Source organism: Neolewinella maritima (assembly GCF_923081025.1).
Taxonomy (GTDB): Bacteria; Bacteroidota; Bacteroidia; order Chitinophagales; family Saprospiraceae; genus Neolewinella; species Neolewinella maritima.
On sequence record NZ_CAKLPZ010000003.1, the window covers coordinates 528,173 to 550,631 of the forward strand.

Annotated in this window: 16 protein-coding genes and 5 tRNA genes; 19 read left to right on the top strand and 2 right to left on the bottom strand. The window is 58.2% G+C overall.

Going from position 1 to position 22,459, the window contains the following annotated elements; genetic code table 11:
* Positions 1-3: 3 nt before the first annotated feature.
* Together MJQ68_RS13875 and MJQ68_RS13880 are read right to left on the bottom strand one after the other, a co-directional pair.
* On the bottom strand, positions 4-819 hold the full coding sequence (locus MJQ68_RS13875; protein WP_238751733.1) for an SDR family oxidoreductase: 816 nt from the start codon (positions 817-819) through the stop codon (positions 4-6).
* 30 nt (positions 820-849) lie between these two features.
* Positions 850-1,863, bottom strand: a complete 1,014-nt coding sequence (locus MJQ68_RS13880; RefSeq protein ID WP_238751734.1) for a long-chain-fatty-acid--protein ligase — start codon at positions 1,861-1,863, stop codon at positions 850-852.
* On the opposite strand from MJQ68_RS13880, the gene MJQ68_RS13885 reads away from it, so the two are divergent.
* The 19 genes from MJQ68_RS13885 to MJQ68_RS13975 all read left to right on the top strand — a co-directional run bounded on the left by MJQ68_RS13885 (position 1,862) and on the right by MJQ68_RS13975 (position 22,425).
* Positions 1,862-2,368: a hypothetical protein gene (locus MJQ68_RS13885; RefSeq protein ID WP_238751735.1), complete on the top strand. Its 507-nt coding sequence runs from the start codon at positions 1,862-1,864 to the stop codon at positions 2,366-2,368. The two genes, MJQ68_RS13880 and MJQ68_RS13885, sit on opposite strands and share 2 nt — an antisense overlap.
* Before the next feature lie 58 nt (positions 2,369-2,426).
* Positions 2,427-3,368, top strand: coding sequence for a glycosyltransferase family 10 domain-containing protein (locus tag MJQ68_RS13890; RefSeq protein ID WP_238751736.1), 942 nt, complete (start codon positions 2,427-2,429; stop codon positions 3,366-3,368).
* Positions 3,365-4,150, top strand: coding sequence for a hypothetical protein (locus MJQ68_RS13895; protein WP_238751737.1), 786 nt, complete (start codon positions 3,365-3,367; stop codon positions 4,148-4,150). Before MJQ68_RS13890 ends, MJQ68_RS13895 begins: the two co-directional genes overlap by 4 nt.
* A 36-nt stretch (positions 4,151-4,186) precedes the next feature.
* Positions 4,187-5,080, top strand: coding sequence for a tyrosine-type recombinase/integrase (locus MJQ68_RS13900; protein WP_238751738.1), 894 nt, complete (start codon positions 4,187-4,189; stop codon positions 5,078-5,080).
* A 106-nt stretch (positions 5,081-5,186) separates the two neighbouring features.
* Positions 5,187-5,259 (top strand) — tRNA-Thr (locus tag MJQ68_RS13905).
* A 44-nt stretch (positions 5,260-5,303) separates the two neighbouring features.
* Positions 5,304-5,385: transfer RNA gene (locus tag MJQ68_RS13910), tRNA-Tyr, on the top strand.
* A gap of 97 nt (positions 5,386-5,482) precedes the next feature.
* A tRNA-Gly gene (locus MJQ68_RS13915) sits at positions 5,483-5,555 on the top strand.
* Positions 5,556-5,604: 49 nt separating this feature from the next.
* Positions 5,605-5,676 (top strand) — tRNA-Thr (locus tag MJQ68_RS13920).
* A gap of 117 nt (positions 5,677-5,793) precedes the next feature.
* Positions 5,794-6,990, top strand: coding sequence for an elongation factor Tu (gene tuf, locus MJQ68_RS13925; RefSeq protein ID WP_238751739.1), 1,197 nt, complete (start codon positions 5,794-5,796; stop codon positions 6,988-6,990).
* 336 nt (positions 6,991-7,326) lie between these two features.
* Positions 7,327-7,399: transfer RNA gene (locus MJQ68_RS13930), tRNA-Trp, on the top strand.
* Between the two features lie 91 nt (positions 7,400-7,490).
* Complete coding sequence (gene secE / locus MJQ68_RS13935) at positions 7,491-7,685, top strand: preprotein translocase subunit SecE (protein WP_238751740.1); 195 nt, start codon at positions 7,491-7,493, stop codon at positions 7,683-7,685.
* 14 nt (positions 7,686-7,699) lie between these two features.
* Positions 7,700-8,245 (top strand): transcription termination/antitermination protein NusG, encoded by a 546-nt coding sequence (gene nusG / locus MJQ68_RS13940; protein WP_238751741.1) that lies wholly within the window; start codon positions 7,700-7,702, stop codon positions 8,243-8,245.
* 73 nt (positions 8,246-8,318) lie between these two features.
* The gene (gene rplK / locus MJQ68_RS13945) at positions 8,319-8,765 is read left to right on the top strand and encodes a 50S ribosomal protein L11 (RefSeq protein ID WP_238751742.1); all 447 of its coding nucleotides are present in this window, start codon (positions 8,319-8,321) and stop codon (positions 8,763-8,765) included.
* A 91-nt stretch (positions 8,766-8,856) separates the two neighbouring features.
* Positions 8,857-9,549, top strand: a complete 693-nt coding sequence (gene rplA, locus MJQ68_RS13950; protein WP_238751743.1) for a 50S ribosomal protein L1 — start codon at positions 8,857-8,859, stop codon at positions 9,547-9,549.
* Positions 9,550-9,567: 18 nt separating this feature from the next.
* Positions 9,568-10,098 carry a 50S ribosomal protein L10 gene (gene rplJ / locus MJQ68_RS13955; protein WP_238751744.1) on the top strand — a complete coding sequence of 177 codons (531 nt, stop codon included), beginning with the start codon at positions 9,568-9,570 and terminating at the stop codon, positions 10,096-10,098.
* A gap of 99 nt (positions 10,099-10,197) precedes the next feature.
* Complete coding sequence (gene rplL / locus MJQ68_RS13960; RefSeq protein ID WP_238751745.1) at positions 10,198-10,578, top strand: 50S ribosomal protein L7/L12; 381 nt, start codon at positions 10,198-10,200, stop codon at positions 10,576-10,578.
* 286 nt (positions 10,579-10,864) lie between these two features.
* Positions 10,865-14,689 (top strand): DNA-directed RNA polymerase subunit beta, encoded by a 3,825-nt coding sequence (rpoB, locus tag MJQ68_RS13965; protein ID WP_238751746.1) that lies wholly within the window; start codon positions 10,865-10,867, stop codon positions 14,687-14,689.
* A gap of 128 nt (positions 14,690-14,817) precedes the next feature.
* Complete coding sequence (rpoC, locus tag MJQ68_RS13970) at positions 14,818-19,173, top strand: DNA-directed RNA polymerase subunit beta' (protein WP_238751747.1); 4,356 nt, start codon at positions 14,818-14,820, stop codon at positions 19,171-19,173.
* Positions 19,174-19,263: 90 nt separating this feature from the next.
* On the top strand, positions 19,264-22,425 hold the full coding sequence (locus MJQ68_RS13975) for a VPS10 domain-containing protein (RefSeq protein WP_238751748.1): 3,162 nt from the start codon (positions 19,264-19,266) through the stop codon (positions 22,423-22,425).
* Positions 22,426-22,459 lie beyond the last annotated feature (34 nt).

Genomic DNA, 22,459 nt, shown 5'->3' on the forward strand with positions numbered 1-22,459 from the left:
GGCTTAGACGCCGGAAAATGCGCTAAAGCCTCCGTCCACTGGTACAACGATGCCGGTCACAAACCTACTGGCATCGGCACAGAGCCAGATCAGGGTGGTCATGAGCTCCTCGGCTTCGCCAAATCGCTTCATGGGGGTGCTGTTGACGATGGTCTGTCCGCGGGCCGTAAGGGAGCCGTCCTCTTCCAGCAGGAGCCGGCGGTTCTGCTCACCGATGAAGAAACCGGGCGCAATGGCGTTGACCCGCACCTTACCGTCGTACTTCTGGGCCATTTCTACGGCCAGCCATTTGGTGAAATTGTCGATCCCGGCCTTGGCGGCGCTGTAGCCTACCACGCGGGTGATGGCCCGGTCTGCCGCCATGCTGGAGATATTGATGATGCTTCCGCCCCCGCCGTCTACGAGCAGTTTGCCGAACACCATACTGGGGATGACCGTGCCGTCGAGGTTGAGCTTGCTCACGCCGGCGAAGTCCTCGAGCTGAAGATCGAAGAAGGTCTGATCCGGCCCGATGGTCGCACCGGGCCGGTTGCCGCCGGCGGCATTGACCAGGATATCCAGTCTGCCCCACTCGTCCATGAGCTGATCGCGGGCGGCCAGTAGACTCTTGGGGTCGGTAACGTCGCCCTTCAGGAGGAGTACCGCACCGGCGGCCCCGCCCAGTTCGTCGGCGGCCTGCTGGAGGTTGTCGGGATTGCGGCTGAGGAGCGCCACGTTGGCGCCGGACTGTAGCAGGCCGCGGGCCATGGCTGTGCCGAGAGCACCGGTACCTCCGGTGAGTAATGCATGCTTTCCGCTGAGGTCAAATAGTTCGTTCATGGCCCCCAAGGTACTACGCGGTGTAGGCTCCTACTGCTCGCCCACCAGCAGGTTGCAGCCGCGGATGTCGGAGTGGTCCATGCGCCCCAAGACTTCGAAGCTACCGTCGGGGTACACCCGGCCCAGGTCGTCGCTGGCGATGAAGCTACAGGTGTCCAGATTTGCCAGGTCGATGAGGTTGAGCGCGGCGGTGCGCCCGAAGTCGGCCGTAGCGAAGGGGTCGGTCACCTCCCGGGGCCGAACGCGTAGGGTAGGGGCGGGGAGAAATCTGCCGTCCCGCGGTGCGTAGGCCTGCGAGAGCAGCTCCGTCATACCATACTCGCTGTGGATGTGCTCGACCCCGAAGGCCTGGGAGAGGGTGGTGTGTAACTCCGCGCGGGTGAGCTCGCGGCGGCGGCCCTTCATCCCCCCGGTTTCCATGATATTGGTGTCGCCGAGGGGCTGGGGGAAGTGCTCGGCCAGGTCCAGCAGGGCAAAGCTTACGCCCAGCAGTAGGGTAGGGGTGCCGGTGGCCTGCAGCTCCCGGAGGCGGGCAGCCAGGGCGGGCAGATCGTCGAGAAAGAAGCCGGAGGCCGGGTGTGCGCTGCGCGTGATGAAGTCCTGCGCCATGAAGACCAGACTGGAGCCGGTCCGTTCTAGATATGCCGGCAGCAGGGCCAGCACGGCGCGGCCCCGTAGCGGTCCGTACTGCCGCTCGAAGGTGTGGCGCGCGCCTTCGTGGTACCACTGTTCATCCCGCAGGGCGTGGCGGCTGGTGGTGCTGCCGGTAGTACCGCTGCTGCTGAAGGTGCGCACGGGAGTCCAGCTGCCGGACCGGATAGTGTGTGACTTAAATAGTTGGATCGGCAGGCACGGAATATCGGCAAGCCGGAGGACCTCCTCCGGTGCCACCCGCAACAAATCGAGGTACTGGGCGTAGATTATACAGTGCGCAGCCTGGTAGCGGAACACCGCCAGGGCCAGTTCGTCAAAGTGTTCCGGATGCCGTAGGCTCCGGATCCGCTCGGCGAGTTGCTCGCGCATCATTGTAATACGATTTGCCATGCAATACACCCGCTCTGTCCTATGGTTGCTTTTGACCGGTCTACTGATCGGCCTGGCCGCCTGCGTCAGCCCGCCAGATTATCCGGACGAGCCCGTGATCGTCTACGAGGGCATCAGTAAGGACTCGATCTATCAGTTCACCACCGGCCCCCAGGATAGTATCGTAATTCAGTTCTCCTTTACGGATGGCGATGGTGACATCTCCTCCAGCGACAGCGTAGATATCTTCTACGTCGACAGTCGCTTTCCCAATGAGCCGCCCACACCCCTGGCTTTCCCCCTGATCCCAACCGAAGGCACGGGCAATGGCATCAGCGGCGATGTCTTCTTTACGCTGATCAATACGAACCAGATCTGCTGCGTCTTTAATGGCCGGCTCTGCATCGACGATCCCCGCTACCCCGTGGATACCCTGTCGTATTCCTTTTACATCCAGGACCGCGCCGGCAACGTGAGTAATACCATCCGCACCGAGCAGATCAATATCCTGTGTGGAGCGCAGTAGGTCGGCGGGACGTTTAACTCAGCTGTTCGGCCCCCGGCGAGCGGCCCGTCTACGGTCTTTGGGTACCGGAGTGCGGGAGCTGGTGCGGCAACGCCGCCACATAAGGCAGTACGGCATAGGCTACTATAACTTCTGGGAGGTCGGCCCCGTTCCGCAGAGCTGGTTTTACCGCTTTCTGCAGCGTCCTGCCCTGAGGGAACTGGCCGCGCGGAGGCGTATCGGGCTGTTCTCCGTCCATCAACCCAACCGCTGGCTCCTACCGCTGACACCCTGCGACCGGCGGGTATTCTTCACCGGCGAGAATCTCGACCGCTACCCTCGTTACGCAGACCACTTACTCGACCTGGTGGATCTATCCCTGGGATTTGACGATCTGCCGGATGCAAACTACTTGCGCTTCCCCCTATGGCTGGTGGAGTGCTTCGCGCCCGATGCTACGGCTGCCACTATCACCCAAACTCTGCAGCAGTGGGAAATGCACCGTCAGCTTGCGCCTACGGCGTTGCGCAAGACGGCGGCCGTACTCATCGCCCGGCACGACGATCGCGGGGTACGGGGCGCGGTAGCCGATCTGGTAGAACGGTGTATGCCCGTTGACTACGCTGGCGCGTTCCGCAATAATGTGACTGAGCCGCTAGCGGCCGGCTGGCCGGCAAAGCTCCGGTGCATGCAGGACTACCGCTTTGCGCTCTGTCCGGAGAATAGCGATCGCACGGGCTACGTGACCGAAAAAATCTTCCACGCCCTACAGGCCGGATGCCTGCCCATCTACTGGGGTAGCGACAACTGTCCGGAGCCAGCGATCATCAACCAGGGGGCAATACTTACCTACGATCCTGAGCAGCCCACCGCGCTTGAGGAGCGTGTACGTGAGCTAGCAAGTGATGAGGCAGCGTACAAAGCATGCATGCGCCAGCCGGCCTTTCAGCCCGGGGCGGGTGAACGGATTTACCGCTATTTCGTCGATCTGGAACGGTCCCTTTTAACCCTACTGCAATGAGTCGTCTCGTACTGCTAAATTATGCCGATCGTCAATTTCGGTCTGCCCAGCGGTTGAACAGTCGATCGGGAAAGGGCATAGGGGGTTTTGATGGGGCTATTGCATATGGTCCTGACGATATCGACGCCCAATTCGCAATTCAGCACAAGGATACCCTCACTGCCGCACGCGGGGGCGGCTATTGGCTGTGGAAGCCCCATCTAATCCTGCGTACCCTGCGCCAACTGCGGCCGGGTGACTGGCTGTTCTACTGCGATGCCGGCGCGGTGTTTGTCGGGTCTATACAGCCCGTCGTCCGCCTAGCGAGTGAGCTGGGCCTAGATGTAGTCACCTTCGAGGTAGAGCACCTGGAGCGGCAGTACACGAAACGTGATGTCTTCGTCGAGCTGAGCGCCGATGTCCCCAGCATCACTGACACCCCTCAGCGGTGTGGCGGCTTCCAATTGTACCGTGTATCGAAACAGGCTATCGATTTTGCCGCTACGTTGCTGGCGCGCAGTACCATAGACGGCTTGATTACGGACAGTCCCAACCGATTCGGCAGGGAAAACTATCCGGACTTCATCGCGCACCGGCACGATCAATCTATCCTCAGTGTACTGTCCAAACAATGGGGTATTCCCGCATTCCGTGATCCCAGCCAGTTTGGCAATCCTTTTATGGATATGTATGAAAGCTGTACCTATCCTCAGTTGATCGAGCTGACGCGGCAGCGTGACGTGCCACGGTGGAAGGCAGGTACGCGGTGGGTACGGCACTGGCTGATCGGGCGCGGACGCTAGTGCTATACTTGGTACGGGGCAGCGTACCTTCGGAGCATGCAGTTCTACGAATTTCTAGCCCACCTCAGGCACCAACGCCGGCTCAGCGAGCACACCGTGGTGGCCTACCGGGCAGACCTGCAGCAATTTCACCTGTACTGTCAGGAAATATATGCAATCAGCACACCCAGGGAAGTGAGCCGGGAGATGGTAAAGAGCTGGCTGGCGCAGTTGGTGGGGGAGGGGCTGGCCGCTACCAGTATCCGGCGTAAGCTTTCCGCACTGAAGGCGTTTTACCTGTACCGGCAAACGCGTGGCCTGCAGGCTGCTAACCCTACCCTCCGCATACCTACTCCCAAAACGGGGCGCCGGCTACCGGCTACGATCCCCCGACAGGATTTGCAGCGACTGTTTGCGGGCTTTGCGGACCCACTGGTGGAAAACGATACGGAACTTTTGCAGGATCATCTGATGCTGGCCTTACTGTATCAGGGGGGGCTACGCCGCGCCGAACTGATCGGCCTGACCTGGGGGGATGTCGATCCGGACCGCAGCCAGTTGCGCGTACGGGGCAAGGGCAATAAGGAGCGGCTCATTCCGGTAGGTCCCAGCCTACTGGAGCTTATCGGGCGGCTCCGGCAGCTACGTGAGGGTGGGGGCGAAGGACCACTGTTTCTTACCCCGCGGGGCAAACCCCTTTACCCCAAATTCGTATACAACCGGGTGGTGCGCTACCTGAGCGGGGTGACGGTGGAGGACAGGAAGAGCCCCCATACGCTACGGCACTCCTTTGCTACTGACCTGGCGGAGGAGGGGGCGGACCTGAACGCCGTCAAGGAATTGCTGGGCCATAGCAGTCTGGCGGCGACCCAGTTATATACCCACAACAACCTGGCGCGGTTGCGTGAAGTGTACCGGCAGGCGCACCCTGAGGGAGAAGGGAAAAAATAGCGGCAAACCGCTTTGTCAATTACGCTAAAGCGTGTACCTTTGCAATCGCTTTGGGAAAACGTCCTGAAGCTGACGTTGAAAATAGGTAAACGATCCCAGGATTTAAGCCGGTGTAGCTCAGTTGGTAGAGCAGCTGATTTGTAATCAGCTGGTCGGCGGTTCGAGTCCGTCCATCGGCTCTGCTGCTTACCCTTACGGTAAAGGCCCTGGATCGAGGACAAAGGGGGGTGCGCTACAGTTGGAGAGGTAGGTTGGACTGTAAATCCAATGTTTCGGCTGAGTAGGTTCGAATCCTACCACCCCCACACCTTTATTGACATATTGATTCTTGATGCCGCCGTCGGATGGTGGTGGGTTTGGAACCCCACGCGATCTGTCTGTAGTACGCGCATCAATTATTTTGCGGAAGTAGCTCAGTTGGTAGAGCATCAGCCTTCCAAGCTGAGGGTCGCGGGTTCGAGCCTCGTCTTCCGCTCTTGTTGCGCTCCACAATGGTGGGGCGTTTTAATTATCGCAACCGTGTCGCCGACGTAGCTCAGGGGTAGAGCACTTCCATGGTAAGGAAGGGGTCGTGAGTTCAAATCTCACCGTTGGCTCAAGGGACAACCGTACGCGGCTCCGTTTCGGAGTCTCGTGTACATAGGGCGGCCGAAGTTGCGGTCGGCACCCTGATTCGCACCAATTTTTTAAATTCCAAAATAGGTTATCCTCAGATGGCTAAGGAAAAATTTGCAAGAACTAAACCCCACGTTAACGTGGGTACCATTGGCCACGTTGACCATGGTAAGACCACCCTTACCGCAGCAATCACCACCGTTCTCGCGGAGGCTGGCGGCGCTAAGAAAATGGACTACGATACCATTGACTCCGCTCCCGAAGAGAAGGAACGTGGTATCACCATCAACACCGCCCACGTCGAGTACGAGACGGCTGCCCGTCACTACGCTCACGTCGACTGTCCCGGACACGCCGACTACGTGAAGAACATGGTCACCGGTGCCGCCCAGATGGACGGTGCTATCCTCGTAGTAGCTGCTACGGACGGCCCCATGCCACAGACCCGTGAGCACATCCTCCTGGCCCGCCAGGTAGGTGTACCCAATATCGTGGTGTTCATGAACAAGGCTGACCTCGTCGACGACGAAGAGATGCTCGAACTTGTGGAAATGGAAGTACGTGAGCTCCTGAGCCAGTACGACTACGACGGCGACGAAGCCAGCATCATCATCGGCTCCGCGCTGAAGGCCCTCGAAGGAGATGCCGACGGTAAGAAGCAGATCCAGGACCTGATGGACGCGGTGGATAAGGATATCCCCGAGCCCGAGCGCCTCGTCGACCAGCCCTTCCTGATGCCCGTAGAGGACGTCTTCTCGATCACCGGTCGTGGTACCGTTGCTACGGGACGTATCGAGCGTGGTATCGTCAACGTAGGTGAGTCCGTAGAGATCCTGGGTATGCAGGCCGCTGACGCCAAGCCCCTGACCTCCACCATCACCGGAGTAGAGATGTTCCGCAAATTGCTCGATCGCGGTGAAGCCGGTGACAACGCCGGTCTGCTCCTCCGCGGTATCGACAAGGAAGCCATCAAGCGTGGTATGGTCATCTGTAAGCCCGGTAGCGTAAAGCCCCACAGCCGATTCAAGTGTGAGGTCTACGTACTGAGCAAGGAAGAAGGTGGCCGTCACAAGCCCTTCTTCAACGGCTACCGCCCTCAGTTCTACTTCCGTACCACGGACGTAACCGGTGATATCACCCTCCCCGAAAACGTGGAGATGGTAATGCCCGGTGACAACGTTACCCTGGAAGTGAAGCTGCTCAACACCATCGCTATGGAAAAAGGCCTCCGCTTCGCTATTCGCGAAGGTGGACGCACCGTAGGCGCCGGTCAGGTAACCGAGATTCTCGAGTAATTCAAGCCCTTAAAAGCTTGTGAATTGTGAAAGTTAAGCCCCCAAATGTGGAGGCTTAACTTTCACATTCCTAATAAAAGCGTAATTTCTACCCCTGGGTGTAACTCAGTGTACTGCGTAGCTGCTGCGCGGTGGCAGAGTACTGGTCTCCAACTTCCGAAGGATGCCACGAAGTGCAAGCAGGGCTGGGAACAAACCCACTTTTGACATTTATACACGGGTGTAGCTCAATGTACTGCGTAGCTGCTGCGCGGTGGCAGTGAACTGGTCTCCAACTTCCGAAGGATGCCATGAAGTGCAACCAGGGCTGGGAAAACCCAATTTTGACATTTATACACGGGTGTAGCTCAATTGGCAGAGCACTGGTCTCCAAAACCAGGGGCTGGGAGTTCGAGTCTCTCCACCCGTGCACGTTTGAGGTCAGAGAGAGATAAGGTGATACGATCAGAAACGAACGTACTACCTCAGCTCCTCACTCCCTCATTAAACAACCTATACACATGGATAAGGTAGGACTATACTTACGGGAGAGCTATAACGAGCTGGTGCACAACGTCACCTGGCCGCCGTACTCCACCCTGCAGACGAACACGATCCTCGTCCTTACGGGTTCCGCGATCTTCGCACTGCTGATCCTGATGATGGATTTCGTGTGGAAGAATGTCGTCGACTTTATCTATAACAGCGGAATCTAAGTACAGTAATCAGCATGGCAGACAACAAGTGGTATTCTCTTCGCGTGATCAGCGGTAAGGAGAAGAAGATCAAGGAACGCATCGAGAAAGAAATCGAGCGGAATGACTGGGGTAGCCACGTCACCAAGATCGTCGTGCCCACTGAGAAGGTCTACAAGATCCGTAGCGGAAAGAAGGTGATCTCCGATCGCAATATTCTTCCCGGTTACATTCTGGTCGAAGCTGACCCCTACGCCCTCAACGGCGAAGTAGTGGACGCGATCACCAGTCTGCCTAATGTGATTCACTTTCTGGGTAAGGCAGAGCCCGTTGCTATGCGGGAGTCTGAAGCCAACCGTTTGCTCGGCAAGGTGGACGAAAGTCTCGAAGCCGGCGATACCATGATCGAGCCCTTTATCGAAGGAGAGACGGTCAAGATTATCGACGGTCCGTTCAATGAGTTTGTCGGCGACATTCAGGATGTGAATGAAGAAAAGAAAAAGCTGAAAGTGATCGTCAAGATCTTCGGCCGTGGTACGGAAGTAGAGTTGAACTTCATGCAGGTCGAGAAGCAATCATAAATACATCATTTCTATTCGTCGGAGGAGCTCGTGGGTTCGCCACGCTCCGTCAGCACGACACAAATAAGTCAACATGGCTAAGGAAGTAGAAACCTTTATCAAACTACAGGTCCGCGGTGGCGCGGCCAACCCAGCTCCCCCCGTCGGCCCCGCACTCGGTGCCAAGGGCGTGAACATCATGGAATTCTGTAAGCGGTTCAACGCCCAGACCCAGGACAACCAGGGTAAGATCCTTCCCGTAGTCATTACGGTCTACAAGGACAAGTCCTTCGACTTCGTCATCAAGACGCCACCGGCTGCCGTGCAGCTGCTGGAAGCGGCCAAGATCAAGAGCGGCTCCAAGGAGTCTAACCGGATCAAAGTAGCCAAGGTGACCTGGGACCAGGTGCGCAATATTGCCGAGAGCAAGATGCCCGACCTCAACGCCTTCACCGTCGAAAGCGGTATGAAGATGGTCGCCGGCACGGCTCGTTCCATGGGCATTACCGTAGAAGGAACGCCGCCCTGGGAGCAGAATTGATGAGCGGGATCCACCCGTCACGAATCTAACTTATTAACGTAGGGAGCACGCCGTCACACCGTGTGCGCTATACACCTCAAACTATTCTATCATGGCTAAACTCGGCAAGGCGCGCAAAGCCGCCACTGAGAAAGTCGATGCCACTAAGCAGTACAGCCTCGATGAGGCGATGGCCCTCGTCAAGGAGGTCAATACGGCTAAGTTCAACGCATCGGTTGACGTACACGTACGTCTGGGGATCGACCCCCGCAAAGCAGACCAGGCCCTCCGCGGCACGGTCACCCTTCCACACGGTACCGGTAAGACGAAAACCGTTCTGGCGTTCGTCACCCCCGATAAGGAGCAGGAAGCACTGGATGCCGGTGCGGACTACGCCGGACTCGACGACTTGGTCAAGCGCGTCACCGACGGCTGGACCGACTTCGACGTCGTAGTCGCTATGCCCCAAACGATGGCTAAGGTCGGTCGTCTGGGTCGGGTACTCGGCCCCCGTGGACTCATGCCTAACCCCAAGACGGGTACGGTGACCATGGATGTCGGTAAGGCTGTATCCGACGTAAAGGGCGGTAAGATCGCCTTCCGGGTAGACAAGTTCGGCATCATTCACAGCAGCATCGGCCGGGTAGAGTTTACCTCCGAGCAGCTGACGCAGAATGCCAACGAACTCCTCGGTACGCTGGTGCGTATGAAGCCCAGCAGTGCTAAGGGAAACTACATGAAGTCGGTCACCGTAGCCTCTACGATGAGCCCCGGCATCAAGATCGACCCAAAGACCATCGCCTAACCGTCCAAATTAATTACCATGAATAAGACAGATAAAGCGGCGGCGATTGAATCCCTGAAGGAACGCTTCGAACAGAACGAGTACTTCTACATTGCCGACGCATCTACCCTCACGGTAGAACAAGTCAACAAGCTACGCGGCATTTGCTACGAGCGTGGTGTATCCATGCAGGTAGTAAAGAATACCATTGCCCGCAAGGCACTGGAGCAGCTGCCCGCCGAGAACAACTACGCCCCCCTCTTCGACGCACTGAAGGGCCCCAGTGCCCTGCTGTTTGCCGAGGTGGGAAATGCTCCGGCTAAGGCAATCAAGGAATTCCGCGCGGAGAAGGGCGAACGCCCCATCCTCAAGGCAGCCTACATCGCTTCCTCCATTTACTCCGGTGACGACCAGCTCGACAAGCTAGCCAAGCTCAAGTCCCGCGACGAAGTACTCGCCGACATCCTCACCCTGCTCCAGAGCCCCATGCAGAATCTGCTCGGTGGCCTCAAGGGACAAGGTGCGAAACTGGCCGGTGCACTCAAGACGCTCGAAGAGCGGGAAGCATAGCTTCCACATTACTAACCAAGGCTTCCAAGCTGATATCGCGAGTACCGACGCAAATCTTGCGCCGCTCTTTCGTAAATCACTATTAAATACTTTTTTATTATGGCAGACGTAAAAGCAATTGCCGACCAGCTCGTAGAACTTACCATTAAGGACGTAACCGAGCTCCTGCAGATTCTCAAGGACGAACATGGCATCGAGCCCGCAGCCGCCGCAGTAGCGATGGGTGGCGGAGGAGGTGGCGAAGCGGGCGGCGACGCCGCAGCTGAGCAGACCGAATTCGAAGTTGTACTCGAATCTGCCGGTGGCAGCAAGCTCAAAGTCGTAAAGGAGGTGAAAACCCTGCTCGGCCTCGGTCTCAAAGACGCAAAGGAACTCGTGGATGGCGCTCCAGCCACCCTCAAGTCCGGTGTCGATAAGGCAGAGGGCGAAAGCATCAAGGCCGCTCTCGAAGAGGCCGGTGCTACGGTGGTACTGAAGTAATTCAGTTCCTCCTTTGAAAGGATATTGGCGCGGGGGCGCAGCTGCTTCGGTAGCTTTCGTCCCCGCGCTTCTTCCTCATTAATAGGCTTAGCGGACACCGGTCCGGCTGGCCTATTTGCGTATAGGAAAACGCCCCCCGGGGCGAAACTAATACGGGGTACCTTGTGTTACCATACTTCGCGATGCCCCATACCTTCGAAGAATTGCCTTCGAAGTCACTACCATACCCCCCGTTACCACACCACCGCGGAAGGTGTCACACGGGCCAAATTAAAGGAAACTGCTAATGACGTCAAACGGCCAGATCCTTAACGCCGAAGCGCAACGGGTGAGCTTCGGTAAGATTAAGCTTACCGATCATTCCCCCGATCTTCTCGAAATTCAACTCAAGTCGTTCCAGGAATTCTTCCAGCTGGAAACGACGCCCGAAAACCGGGCCCTAGAAGGACTCTACCGAGTCTTTCAGGAAAACTTCCCCATTTCCGATACCAGGAGCATCTTCAATCTGGAGTTCCTGGATTACTTCGTCGATCCCCCTCGGTACACCATCGAAGAGTGTATGCAGCGTGGCCTTACCTACAGCGTACCGCTGAAGGCCAAGCTGCGTCTGTCGTGTAACGATGAGGAGCACGTAGACTTTAAGACTATCGTACAGGATGTATTCCTCGGAAACATCCCCTACATGACCCCCAAGGGTACCTTCGTGGTCAATGGTGCGGAACGGGTCATTGTATCCCAGCTTCACCGTAGCCCCGGTGTATTCTTCGGTCAGAACTTCCACCCCAATGGTACGGCGATCTACTCCGCCCGCGTCATTCCCTTTAAGGGCGCCTGGATGGAATTTGCTACCGATATCAATACGGTGATGTATACCTACATCGACCGGAAGAAGAAGTTCCCCGTCACCACGCTGCTGCGAGCTATCGGTTTCGACTCCGATAAGTCGATCCTCGACCTCTTCGACCTAGCTGATGAAGTCGCCAGCACCCGCGAGGCCCTTACCGCCGCCATCGGCCGTAAACTGGCTGCTCGTGTACTGCGCGCCTGGACGGAAGATTTCGTAGACGAAGACACCGGTGAACTCGTCATCCTGGAGCGTAACGAGATCATCCTCGAACGCGACACCGTACTCACGGAAGATAATATCGAAGACATCCTGGGTGCCGACGGCATCGAGAACATCATCCTGCAGAAGGAGGATGTGGGGATGGACTACAGCATCATCTACAATACGCTGCAGAAGGACCCGTCCAGCAGCGAGATTGAAGCCGTACAGTACATCTACCGTCAACTACGCGGCAGTGACCCGCCCGATGAGGAGACCGCCCGCGGTATCATCGATAAGCTGTTCTTCAGCGATAAGCGCTATAACCTCGGTGAGGTAGGCCGCTACAAGATCAACCGTAAGCTCAACGCCGGCACCGACGACGAAACCCTGGTACTCACCAAGGAAGACATCATTGCCATCGTCAAGTACCTAGTAGGTCTGATGAACCAGCGCGCCGAGATCGACGATATCGATCACCTCAGCAACCGCCGCGTGCGGACGGTAGGCGAGCAGCTTTACGCTCAGTTCGGTGTAGGTCTGGCCCGTATGGCCCGTACGATCCGCGAGCGGATGAACGTGCGCGACAATGAGGTCTTCACGCCGATCGATCTGATCAACGCGCGGACCCTATCCAGCGTCATCAACTCCTTCTTCGGTACCAGCCAACTGAGCCAGTTTCTGGATCAGACCAACCCGCTGTCGGAGATCACCCACAAGCGGCGGATCTCCGCACTCGGACCCGGCGGTCTGAGTCGCGAGCGTGCCGGCTTCGAGGTACGTGACGTGCACTACAGCCACTACGGCCGTCTGTGTACCATCGAGACCCCGGAAGGACCCAACATCGGTCTCATCTCTACCCTCTGCGTACACGCTAAGGTCAACAAGATGGGCTTCCTGGAAACGCCCTACCGCGCGGTAGCCGATAGCCAGGTCGTCATGGATGGTGACCCCATCTACCTGAGCGCCGAAGGAGAAGACTTCAAGAAGATCGCCCAGGCTAACGCCGCGATCAACGAAAAGGGAGCCTTCACTAGCGACCGCGTCAAGGCGCGTGACCACGGTGACTTCCCCGTACTCGAGCCCTCCGAGATCGAGTTCATGGACGTAGCCCCCAACCAGATTGTGGGTGTATCCGCTTCCATGATCCCCTTCCTGGAAAACGATGATGCTAACCGTGCCCTGATGGGATCGAACATGCAGCGTCAGGCCGTTCCCCTGCTCCAGCCCACCAGTCCTATTGTAGGTACCGGTCTGGAAGGCAAGGTGGCCCGCGACAGCCGCATGCTCATCAACGCCGAAGGCGACGGGGTGGTAGAATACGTTGACGCTAACGAGATCATCGTCAGCTACGAGCGCACCGAGGAAGACCGTCAGGTTTCCTTTGATGACGACAAGAAGACGTACCGCCTCACCAAGTTCCTCCGGACCAACCAGGGAACGTGTGTCAACCTGAAGCCCATCGTCCGCCGCGGACAAAAGGTAAAGGCCGGCGACATCCTCTGTGACGGTTACGCTACGGAGAAGGGCGAACTTGCCCTCGGACAGAACCTCAAAGTGGCCTTCATGCCATGGAAGGGGTACAACTTCGAGGATGCTATCGTACTCAGCCAGCGCGTCGTCCGCGAGGACGTCTTCACCAGCTTGCACATCGAGCACTTCGAACTAGACGTGCGCGACACCAAGCTGGGTGAGGAGGAACTGACCAACGATATCCCCAACGTTAGCGAAGAAGCTACCAAGGACCTCGACGAGAACGGTGTCATCCGCGTCGGTGCCTGGGTCAAGGAAGGTGATATCCTCATCGGTAAGATCACGCCAAAGGGCGAAAGCGATCCTACCCCCGAGGAGAAGCTACTCCGTGCCATCTTCGGCGACAAGGCCGGTGACGTGAAGGATGCTTCGCTCAAAGCAAGCCCCTCACTGAAAGGCGTCGTGATCGGTAAGGACCTGTTCAGCCGTACCAAGAAGGAGCAATCCCAAAAGGATGCCGAAAAGCTGGAACTCCAGAAACTGGAGGACGAGCACAAGGTCAACCTCAATAACCTGAAGACCCTCCTGGTCGACAAGCTGGACAAGATTGTCCGCGGACGGGCCAGCCAGGGCGTCAACACCATCTACGGTGAAGTCGTCGTGCCGAAGGGAGAGAAGTTCACCCAGAGCCTGCTGCGCGAAGTGGATTACACCACGATCGACTACAGCGGCTGGACCACCAGTGACGACCTCAACGGCCTCATCGCCCGCCTGCTGCACAACTTCAGCATCAAGGTGAACGAGGAAGTCGGTCGCTACAAGCGCGAAACCTTCAACATCAGCGTCGGTGACGAACTGCCCGCCGGTGTACTCAAGCTTGCCAAGGTCTACCTGGCCAAGAAACGTAAGCTGAAGGTAGGAGACAAGCTCGCCGGTCGCCACGGTAATAAGGGTATCGTATCCCGCATCGTCCGCGATGAGGACATGCCCTTCCTGGAGGACGGTACGCCGGTCGACATCATTCTGAACCCCCTCGGTGTACCCAGCCGGATGAACCTCGGTCAGATCTTCGAAACCGTGCTCGGATGGGCCGGTGAGAAGCTCGGCATGAAGTTCGCCACCCCGATCTTCGATGGTGCGAGCCAGGACGAGATCGAGGAGTACATCCAGAAAGCCAAGCTGCCCAGCCTGGGTCAGGCATACCTCTACGATGGTGAGACGGGCGACCGCTTCCACCAGCAGGCGACGGTAGGCGTGATCTACATGCTTAAGCTCAGCCACATGGTCGACGATAAGATGCACGCCCGCTCGATCGGACCCTACAGTCTCATTACCCAGCAGCCGCTTGGTGGTAAGGCCCAGTTCGGTGGACAGCGTTTCGGCGAGATGGAAGTGTGGGCGCTCGAAGCCTTCGGTGCCTCCAACATCCTGCAGGAACTGCTGACCATCAAGTCGGACGACATCCAGGGACGTGCCAAGGCCTACGAGGCGATCGTCAAGGGCGACAACCTGCCCGAGCCGAATATCCCCGAGTCGTTCAACGTACTGGTGCACGAGCTTCGCGGCCTGGCCCTGGACGTCAAGTTCGACTAGCCGGTCGCCGGCTCCCTCGCTCCCGATGGGGAGAGAGTATTTGATAAAAACAGTTTGGGGGCGGGAACGCAGGTGCGTGTTCACATCGCACCGGCGGCCCCGCCCCGAACTACCCTATAAAATATACTATGGCCTTTAAGAAGAGTACCAACCTCCAGAAGCAGGACTTCGATGCGATTACCATCAGCCTGTCGAGTCCGGACGATATCCTGGAGCGCAGCTATGGTGAAGTATTGAAGCCGGAGACCATCAACTACCGGAGCTATAAGCCGGAACGGGATGGACTTTTCTGTGAGCGCATCTTCGGTCCCGTAAAGGACTACGAATGCTACTGTGGTAAGTACAAGCGCATCCGCTATAAGGGGATCGTCTGTGACCGCTGTGGTGTAGAAGTGACGGAGAAGAAAGTGCGTCGCGAGCGGATGGGCCACATTCGGCTCGTCGTGCCCGTCGTCCACATCTGGTTCTTTAAGTCGCTGCCCAATAAGATCGCTTATCTGCTGGGCTTCAGCTCGAAGTTCCTGGAGAGCATCATTTACTACGAGCGTTACGTGGTCATCAATCCCGGTATCCGGGAGAGTGAGGAGATCATGCACAAGACGCTGATCACCGAGGAGCAGTACCTGGACATCCTGGAGACCCTGCCCCCCGAGAATCAGCAACTCGAAGACGGTCACCCCGATAAGTTCGTCGCCAAGATGGGCGCCGAGGCGATCCGTGACCTGCTCGAAGGCCTTAAGCTGGACGAGCTGAGCTTCCAACTGCGCCATCAGGCCAATACAGAGACCAGCCAGCAGCGTAAGAGCGAGGCCCTGAAGCGTCTGCGCGTAGTGGAGGCCTTCCGCGATGCCCAGGAAAACGTAACTAATAAGCCCGAGTGGACCATCATCCAGTACCTGCCCGTCGTTCCCCCGGAACTGCGTCCGCTGGTACCCCTGGACGGTGGCCGTTTTGCGTCGTCTGACCTCAACGATCTCTACCGCCGGGTCATCATTCGCAACAACCGCCTTAAGCGTCTGCTCGAGATCAAAGCGCCCGAAGTCATTCTGCGCAACGAAAAGCGGATGCTACAGGAAGCTGTAGATAGCCTGTTCGACAACAGCCGTAAATCCAATGCCGTAAAGGCGGAGGGTGGACGCGCACTCAAGTCGCTCTCCGATATCCTCAAGGGTAAGCAGGGACGCTTCCGTCAGAACCTGCTGGGTAAGCGGGTAGACTACTCGGGCCGTTCGGTCATTGTAGTAGGACCTACGCTGAAACTGCACGAATGTGGTATTCCCAAGGGAATGGCCGCTGAGCTCTTCAAGCCGTTCATCATCCGTAAGCTCATCGAGCGCGGTATCGTGAAGACGGTGAAGTCGGCCAAGAAACTGGTAGACCGCAAAGAGCCCGTGATCTGGGAGATCCTGGAGAACATCCTGCGGGGCCACCCCGTGATGCTCAACCGGGCACCTACGCTGCACCGTCTTTCGATCCAGGCCTTCCAGCCTAAGCTGATCGAAGGAAAGGCGATCCAGCTGCACCCCCTCGTTTGCTCGGCCTTCAACGCTGACTTCGACGGTGACCAGATGGCCGTGCACGTACCCTTGAGTCAGGCCGCCATCCTGGAGGCCCAGGTGCTGATGCTCTCAGCCCACAATATGCTCAACCCGCAGAACGGTACGCCGGTTACCCTTCCTTCGCAGGATATGGTACTGGGTCTGTACTACATCACCAAGCAGCGCCGCAGTGAGGGCGATGTAAAGGTGAAGGGGGAGGGACGCAAGTTCTACAGCTCGGAAGAGGTCATGATCGCGTACAATGAAGGTCAGCTCGACCTGCACGCCATCATCCACTGCCGCGTGCCGATCGAACAGGAAGACGGTAGCATCAAGTCGAAGCTCACCGAGACGACCACCGGTCGGGTGATGTTCAACAGTGCCGTACCCAAGGGTATGCCATTCGTGAACGTACTGCTGACCAAGAAGAACCTAAAGCTGGTCATCGCCGACATCCTCGAGCGGTCCAACTTCGCCATCACGGCGGTCTTCCTGGACAAGATCAAGGATATGGGCTTCACCTGGGCGTTCAAGGGCGGACTGTCCTTCAACCTCGGTGACCTCATCACTCCCTCCGTAAAGCAAGATGTACTCACTCAGGCCCGCGTAGAAGTGGACGAGGTGATGGACAACTTCAATATGGGTCTGATCACCAACAACGAGCGCTACAACCAGATCATCGATAAGTGGACGTACGCCGATAATCAGATCACCAATACGCTCATGCAGGAGCTGGCCACGCACAAGCAGGGCTTCAACTCCGTGTACATGATGCTAGACTCCGGTGCGCGGGGTAGTACGCAGCAGATCAAGCAGCTGTGTGGACTGCGCGGACTGATGGCCAAGCCCAAGAAGTCGAATGACTCCGGCCCGGCCGTAATTGAGAACCCGATTCTGTCCAACTTCGTCGACGGACTCTCGGTACTCGAGTACTTCATCTCCACCCACGGTGCCCGTAAGGGACTGGCCGATACGGCGCTTAAGACTGCCGATGCTGGTTACCTGACCCGTCGACTCGTCGACGTAGCCCAGGATGTGGTGATCATGGAAGACGATTGCGAAACCCTCCGTGGTATCGACACGACCTCCCTGAAGGAGAACGATAAAGTAGTAGAGAGCCTGACCAGCCGCATCGCCGGTCGCTACTCCCTGCACGATATCGTACACCCCGTCACGGACGAAGTGATCGTCAAGGCCGACGAGTACATCGACGACCGTACCGCGAAGTACATCGAAGACGAAGGCATCGAAGAGGTGACCATCCGCTCCGTACTCACCTGTGAGGTGAAGCGTGGTGTGTGCGCCAAGTGCTACGGCAAGAACCTAGCTACCGGCCGCAAGGCGGAGATGGGCGATGCAGTAGGCATCATTGCCGCCCAGTCCATCGGTGAGCCGGGAACACAGCTGACGCTGCGGACCTTCCACGTTGGTGGTATCGCCTCGGTAACCCGTCAGGAAAGCGAGCTCGCCTCGAAGTTCAACGGTAAGATCCAGTTCGATGGCGTCCGTGTAGTTACGGCTGAGAACGATATGGGCGATAAGCAGGACGTAGTTCTGTCACGCTCCGGCGAGATCAAGATCGTCGATCCCGAGACCAGCAAGGTCTTCGCAACCCAGCACATCCCCTACGGTGGTACGATCCATGTAAAGGATGGTCAGGACGTAAAGAAGGGCGACGTGATCGTCGAGTGGGATCCGTACAACGCGGTGATCATCTCTGAATTCAAGGGTATTGCCCGCTTCAGCGACATCGACGAAGGCGTGACCTTCCGCACCGAGCGCGACGACCAGACCGGCTTCGAAGAGAAGGTGGTCATGGAAACCCGCGACCGGAAGAAGATTCCTACGATTACTATCCTGAGTAAGGACGGCGAGGAACTGCGCAGCTACAACCTACCCGTTGGTGCCTACATCAGCATCGAAGACGGTGCCGAAGTAGCCGTCGGCGAGAAGATCGTCAAGATCCCTCGCAAGCTCGGTAAGATCGCGGATATCACCGGTGGTCTGCCCCGGGTAACGGAACTCTTTGAGGCCCGCAACCCCAGCAACCCGGCCGTAGTCTCCGAGATCGACGGTGTAGTCACCTTCTCCAAGAAGATCAAGCGGGGTAACCGCGAGCTCATCGTAGAAGCCAAGGACGGTCAGAAGCGCAAGTACCTGATCAACCTCAGCAAGCACATCCTGGTCCAGGATCAGGATTTCGTGCGCGCCGGTATGCCGCTCTCCGACGGAGCGATCGCACCGCGTGATATTCTCGACATCAAGGGCCCCTTCGCCGTACAGACCCACTTGGTCAACGGTGTACAGGAAGTCTACCGCTCGCAGGGTATCACGATCAACAACAAGCACATCGAAAGCATCGTCCGCCAGATGATGCGCCGGGTGCAGATCGTAGACTCGGGCGATACCACCTTCCTCGAAGGCGAAGCTGCCGAGCGTTACGAGTTCTTCGAGCAGAACGACTGGATCTTCGACAAGAAGGTCATCACCGACGCCGGCCAGAGCGAGAACCTGAAGGAAGGACAGATCGTCACTATGCGTCAGGTGCGTGAGGAGAACAGCTACCTGAAGCGCAACGACCTTAAGGGCGTAGCGTTCCGGGAGGCCCAAGCAGCCACCAGTTTCCCCCTGCTACAGGGTATCACGAAGTCGAGTCTCGGTACGCCGAGCTGGATCAGTGCCGCCTCGTTCCAGGAGACCACGAAGGTGCTCTCTACTGCCGCCATTGCCGCCAAGCGCGACTACCTGGAGGGTCTGAAGGAGAACGTCATCGTCGGCAAGCGGATCCCCGCCGGTACCGGTATGCGCAAGTACGACCGCCTGTTCGTCACCACGAAGGAGCAGCAGGAAGCATGGGAGGCCCGCCAGGCTGCCTTTGCCGAGGAAGAAGCTGCTGCCCGCGCCGCCGAAGAAGCCGAGTTGGCTGCGGAGGAAGCTGCGGAATAGCTACTGCGATCACTAGATTAGCAACGCCCCGTCGGACATCGGTCCCGGCGGGGCGTTTTTCGTTTATTTGTAGCGTCCAATCGTCTTACTATGCGCATCCAGATCCTTTGTTTCGTATTGCTCGCTTCACTCTGTCTCGGTGGGCAGACTCCCGTAGATACTCTGTCACTCGCCCACCAACTAGCCCCGCTCAACTACCGCAGCATCGGTCCCTTCCGCGGCGGACGCTCCGTCACCGCCACCGGCGTAGCCGCCGACCCGCTCACCTACTACATGGGCACCACCGGCGGCGGCGTCTGGAAGACCAGCGATGCCGGTCAGCAGTGGACCAATATCAGCGATGGCTACTTCCAGACCGGCTCGGTCGGCGCGGTAGCCGTATCGACCAGCAATCCGCAGGTAGTCTATGTAGGTATGGGCGAGCACGCACCGCGCGGCGTCATGACCTCCCACGGCGACGGTGTGTACAAATCTACCGATGCCGGCAAGACCTGGACTCACCTGGGACTGAAGGAAACCCAGCACATTTCCCGCATCATCATACATCCCAGCGATCCGGATATCGTCTACGTAGCCGCGCAGGGTCAGCTTTACGGACCCAACGAAGAACGTGGCGTATACCGCAGCACCGACGGTGGCAAGAGCTGGGAGCGCGTACTCTACCTTAATGACCTTACGGGGGCCTCCGAGCTGTCCATGGACCTATCCAACCCCGACGTGCTCTACGCCGCCATGTGGCACCACCAGCGCCTGCCCTGGCAGGTGGTGAGCGGCGGACCGGGCTCCGGACTCTACAAATCCACCGACGGCGGCAGCAGCTGGACCGAGCTGACCGAGGGACTACCCGAGGAGAAGGGTAAACTAGCCGTGAGCGTAAGCCAGTCCAATCCCGACAAGGTGTACGCCCTCGTCGAAAGCGACTCGCAGCAGGAAAAGGGCGGTCTGTTCGTGAGCGCGGACGCCGGTGCGACGTGGACCCGGGTAAGCAAGGATCACCGCCTAGTACAGCGGGCCTGGTACTACCTCGAAGTGTTTGCCGACCCGACGAATGAGAATGTCGTATACGTCCTCAGCGCCCCGGCCCTGCGATCCATCGACGGCGGGAAGACCTGGGAAACCCTCAGCGGCACCCACGGCGACTACCACGATCTGTGGATCAACCCAGAGAACCCCCGCAATCTGTGTATCGCGAATGACGGCGGGGCAGCCATCAGTTTTAACTACGGGGACACCTGGTCTACCCAGGACCGCATGCCCACCGGGCAGTTCTACCGCATCAACGTCGATAATCAGTACCCCTACCGCATCTACGGGGGCCAGCAGGACAACACCTCGGTAGTCATCGCAAGTCAGTCGCTGAGCAGTAGCGGGATTACCGATTCCGACTGGACCGCCTCCGCGGGAGGGGAGAGTGCTTTTCTCGCCTTCGACCCCGACGATCCGCGCTACGTACTCGGCGGCAGCTACCTGGGTACGATCGAGGTGTTGGACAATGAAGCTAAGGCCAGTACCAACATCATGGCCGCACCCATACAGTACCTCGGCCGGGCCGCCAGCGACATGAAGTACCGCTTCAACTGGAACGCTCCCATCATCCGGTCCCGGCACGAGCCGGCTACCTACTACCACGCCAGCCAGCACCTGCTGCGTACCCGGGATATGGGACAGCGCTGGGAGGAAGCCTCCCCCGACCTCACGCGCAATCAGAAGAATAAGCAGGTCAAGGGCGGCGGTCCCTACACCGTAGAGGCCGTAGGTGCCGAGAACTACGGTACGATCAGCTACGTCACCGACTCCCCCCACGAAGCCGGTGTGCTCTGGGTGGGCACCGACGACGGCTACGTACAGCTCAGCCGCGACAATGGAGACAGCTGGACCAACGTGACGCCCAAATCGCTGGAGGAATGTTTGGTCAACGCCATCGAGGTATCCCCCCACGATCCGGCTACCGCCTACATCGCCACTACCCGCTATAAATTCAACGACCACACCCCCCGCCTTCTGAAGACAAGCGACTACGGTGCGTCCTGGACGGATATCACCGGCAACCTGCCCTACGGTTCCTATACGCGGGTAGTCCGCGAAGACACGGAGCAGCCCGGGCTGCTCTTCGCCGGAACGGAGACTGGCATATACCTTTCCCGCAATGGCGGACTACACTGGGATACCTTCAATCTGAACCTGCCCGTCACCCCCATCACCGATCTGATGATCGCCCACGACGACCTGATCGTAGCTACGTCCGGACGGGGCTTCTGGATACTGGACGACTTGGAACTGCTCAGGCAGTACGACGCAGTTCACGATAAGGTAAAGTTGTATACCCCACCCGTTGCTACGCTGACTAGTGGCCGAAGCGAACTCGACAAATCGCCGGATAAGGTGACCGGTACGCATCCCACCCGTGGGGTCAATCCCGCTACTGGTGTGGTGTTCTACTACAGTCTTCCTGAGTCCGCGGACAGTACGGAACTTACGCTGGTCATCACGGACAGTACGGGCGCGGAGGTGCGCCGCCTGAGCAGCAAACCCGCTGCCGTAGCACAGTTTCCCGGTGGCCCCCCGGCAGCCATCGAGTTGCCTGCGGCCGCCGGACTCAACCGCTTTGTGTGGGATATGCGCTACCCGGATATGGTAGCCGCCCCGACCGCCTACATCGAGGGCAGCTTCCGGGGCCACCGCGTAGCTCCCGGCACCTACACCGCCGTGCTGGAACGCGGCGGTGAGCGATCAAGCGCCACGGTGACCATCGCAGCCAATCCCCTGTACCCCCTGACGCCAGGGGACTACGTGAAGTATCACGACTTCATGCTGCAGGCAGAGACCGCATTGAATGAGATGCACACCCTGGTCAACCAGCTACAGGACGCACACGAGGACCTGACCGAGCTGCTACCGCGCGTTGAAGAACGCGGCAACCAGGAACTGGAGCAACGGGTACGGGGCTTACTGGAAGATATCGTAGCGTGGGACGAGCAGATGGTGCAGCGCAAGTCGCAGGCCTACGATGACGTGGAGAACTTCGAGAACAAGTTCACGGCCAACTACCTCTTCGTGATCAATCATGCGAACAGTGACATCCCCCGGGTGAACGCGCCGACCCGTGAACGCCTGGCCGAGCTGGACCGTAAGTGGGAGGATCTGCGTACTGCCGGTAATGAATTACTACGCACCCGCGTCCCCGCCCTGAACGAAGCGCTCTGGGAGGTGCACATCGGTGCGGTACGTGGTGTACCACAGGTGCGGAAGTAGCGGGATGGAGTGAAGGGGGTGTGGTAGAAATAGT

Bases quoted from the DNA above. Each gene is read 5' to 3' on its own strand.
- MJQ68_RS13875 (WP_238751733.1), bottom strand. From the start codon at position 819: ATGAACGAACTATTTGACCTCAGCGGAAAGCATGCATTACTCACCGGA.
- MJQ68_RS13900 (WP_238751738.1), top strand. From the start codon at position 4,187: ATGCAGTTCTACGAATTTCTAGCCCACCTCAGGCACCAACGCCGGCTC.
- MJQ68_RS13895 (WP_238751737.1), top strand. From the start codon at position 3,365: ATGAGTCGTCTCGTACTGCTAAATTATGCCGATCGTCAATTTCGGTCT.
- rpoB (WP_238751746.1), top strand. From the start codon at position 10,865: ATGACGTCAAACGGCCAGATCCTTAACGCCGAAGCGCAACGGGTGAGC.
- secE (WP_238751740.1), top strand. From the start codon at position 7,491: ATGGATAAGGTAGGACTATACTTACGGGAGAGCTATAACGAGCTGGTG.
- MJQ68_RS13880 (WP_238751734.1), bottom strand. From the start codon at position 1,863: ATGGCAAATCGTATTACAATGATGCGCGAGCAACTCGCCGAGCGGATC.
- nusG (WP_238751741.1), top strand. From the start codon at position 7,700: ATGGCAGACAACAAGTGGTATTCTCTTCGCGTGATCAGCGGTAAGGAG.
- MJQ68_RS13975 (WP_238751748.1), top strand. From the start codon at position 19,264: ATGCGCATCCAGATCCTTTGTTTCGTATTGCTCGCTTCACTCTGTCTC.
- rplL (WP_238751745.1), top strand. From the start codon at position 10,198: ATGGCAGACGTAAAAGCAATTGCCGACCAGCTCGTAGAACTTACCATT.
- tuf (WP_238751739.1), top strand. From the start codon at position 5,794: ATGGCTAAGGAAAAATTTGCAAGAACTAAACCCCACGTTAACGTGGGT.
- MJQ68_RS13885 (WP_238751735.1), top strand. From the start codon at position 1,862: ATGCAATACACCCGCTCTGTCCTATGGTTGCTTTTGACCGGTCTACTG.
- rpoC (WP_238751747.1), top strand. From the start codon at position 14,818: ATGGCCTTTAAGAAGAGTACCAACCTCCAGAAGCAGGACTTCGATGCG.
- rplK (WP_238751742.1), top strand. From the start codon at position 8,319: ATGGCTAAGGAAGTAGAAACCTTTATCAAACTACAGGTCCGCGGTGGC.
- rplA (WP_238751743.1), top strand. From the start codon at position 8,857: ATGGCTAAACTCGGCAAGGCGCGCAAAGCCGCCACTGAGAAAGTCGAT.
- rplJ (WP_238751744.1), top strand. From the start codon at position 9,568: ATGAATAAGACAGATAAAGCGGCGGCGATTGAATCCCTGAAGGAACGC.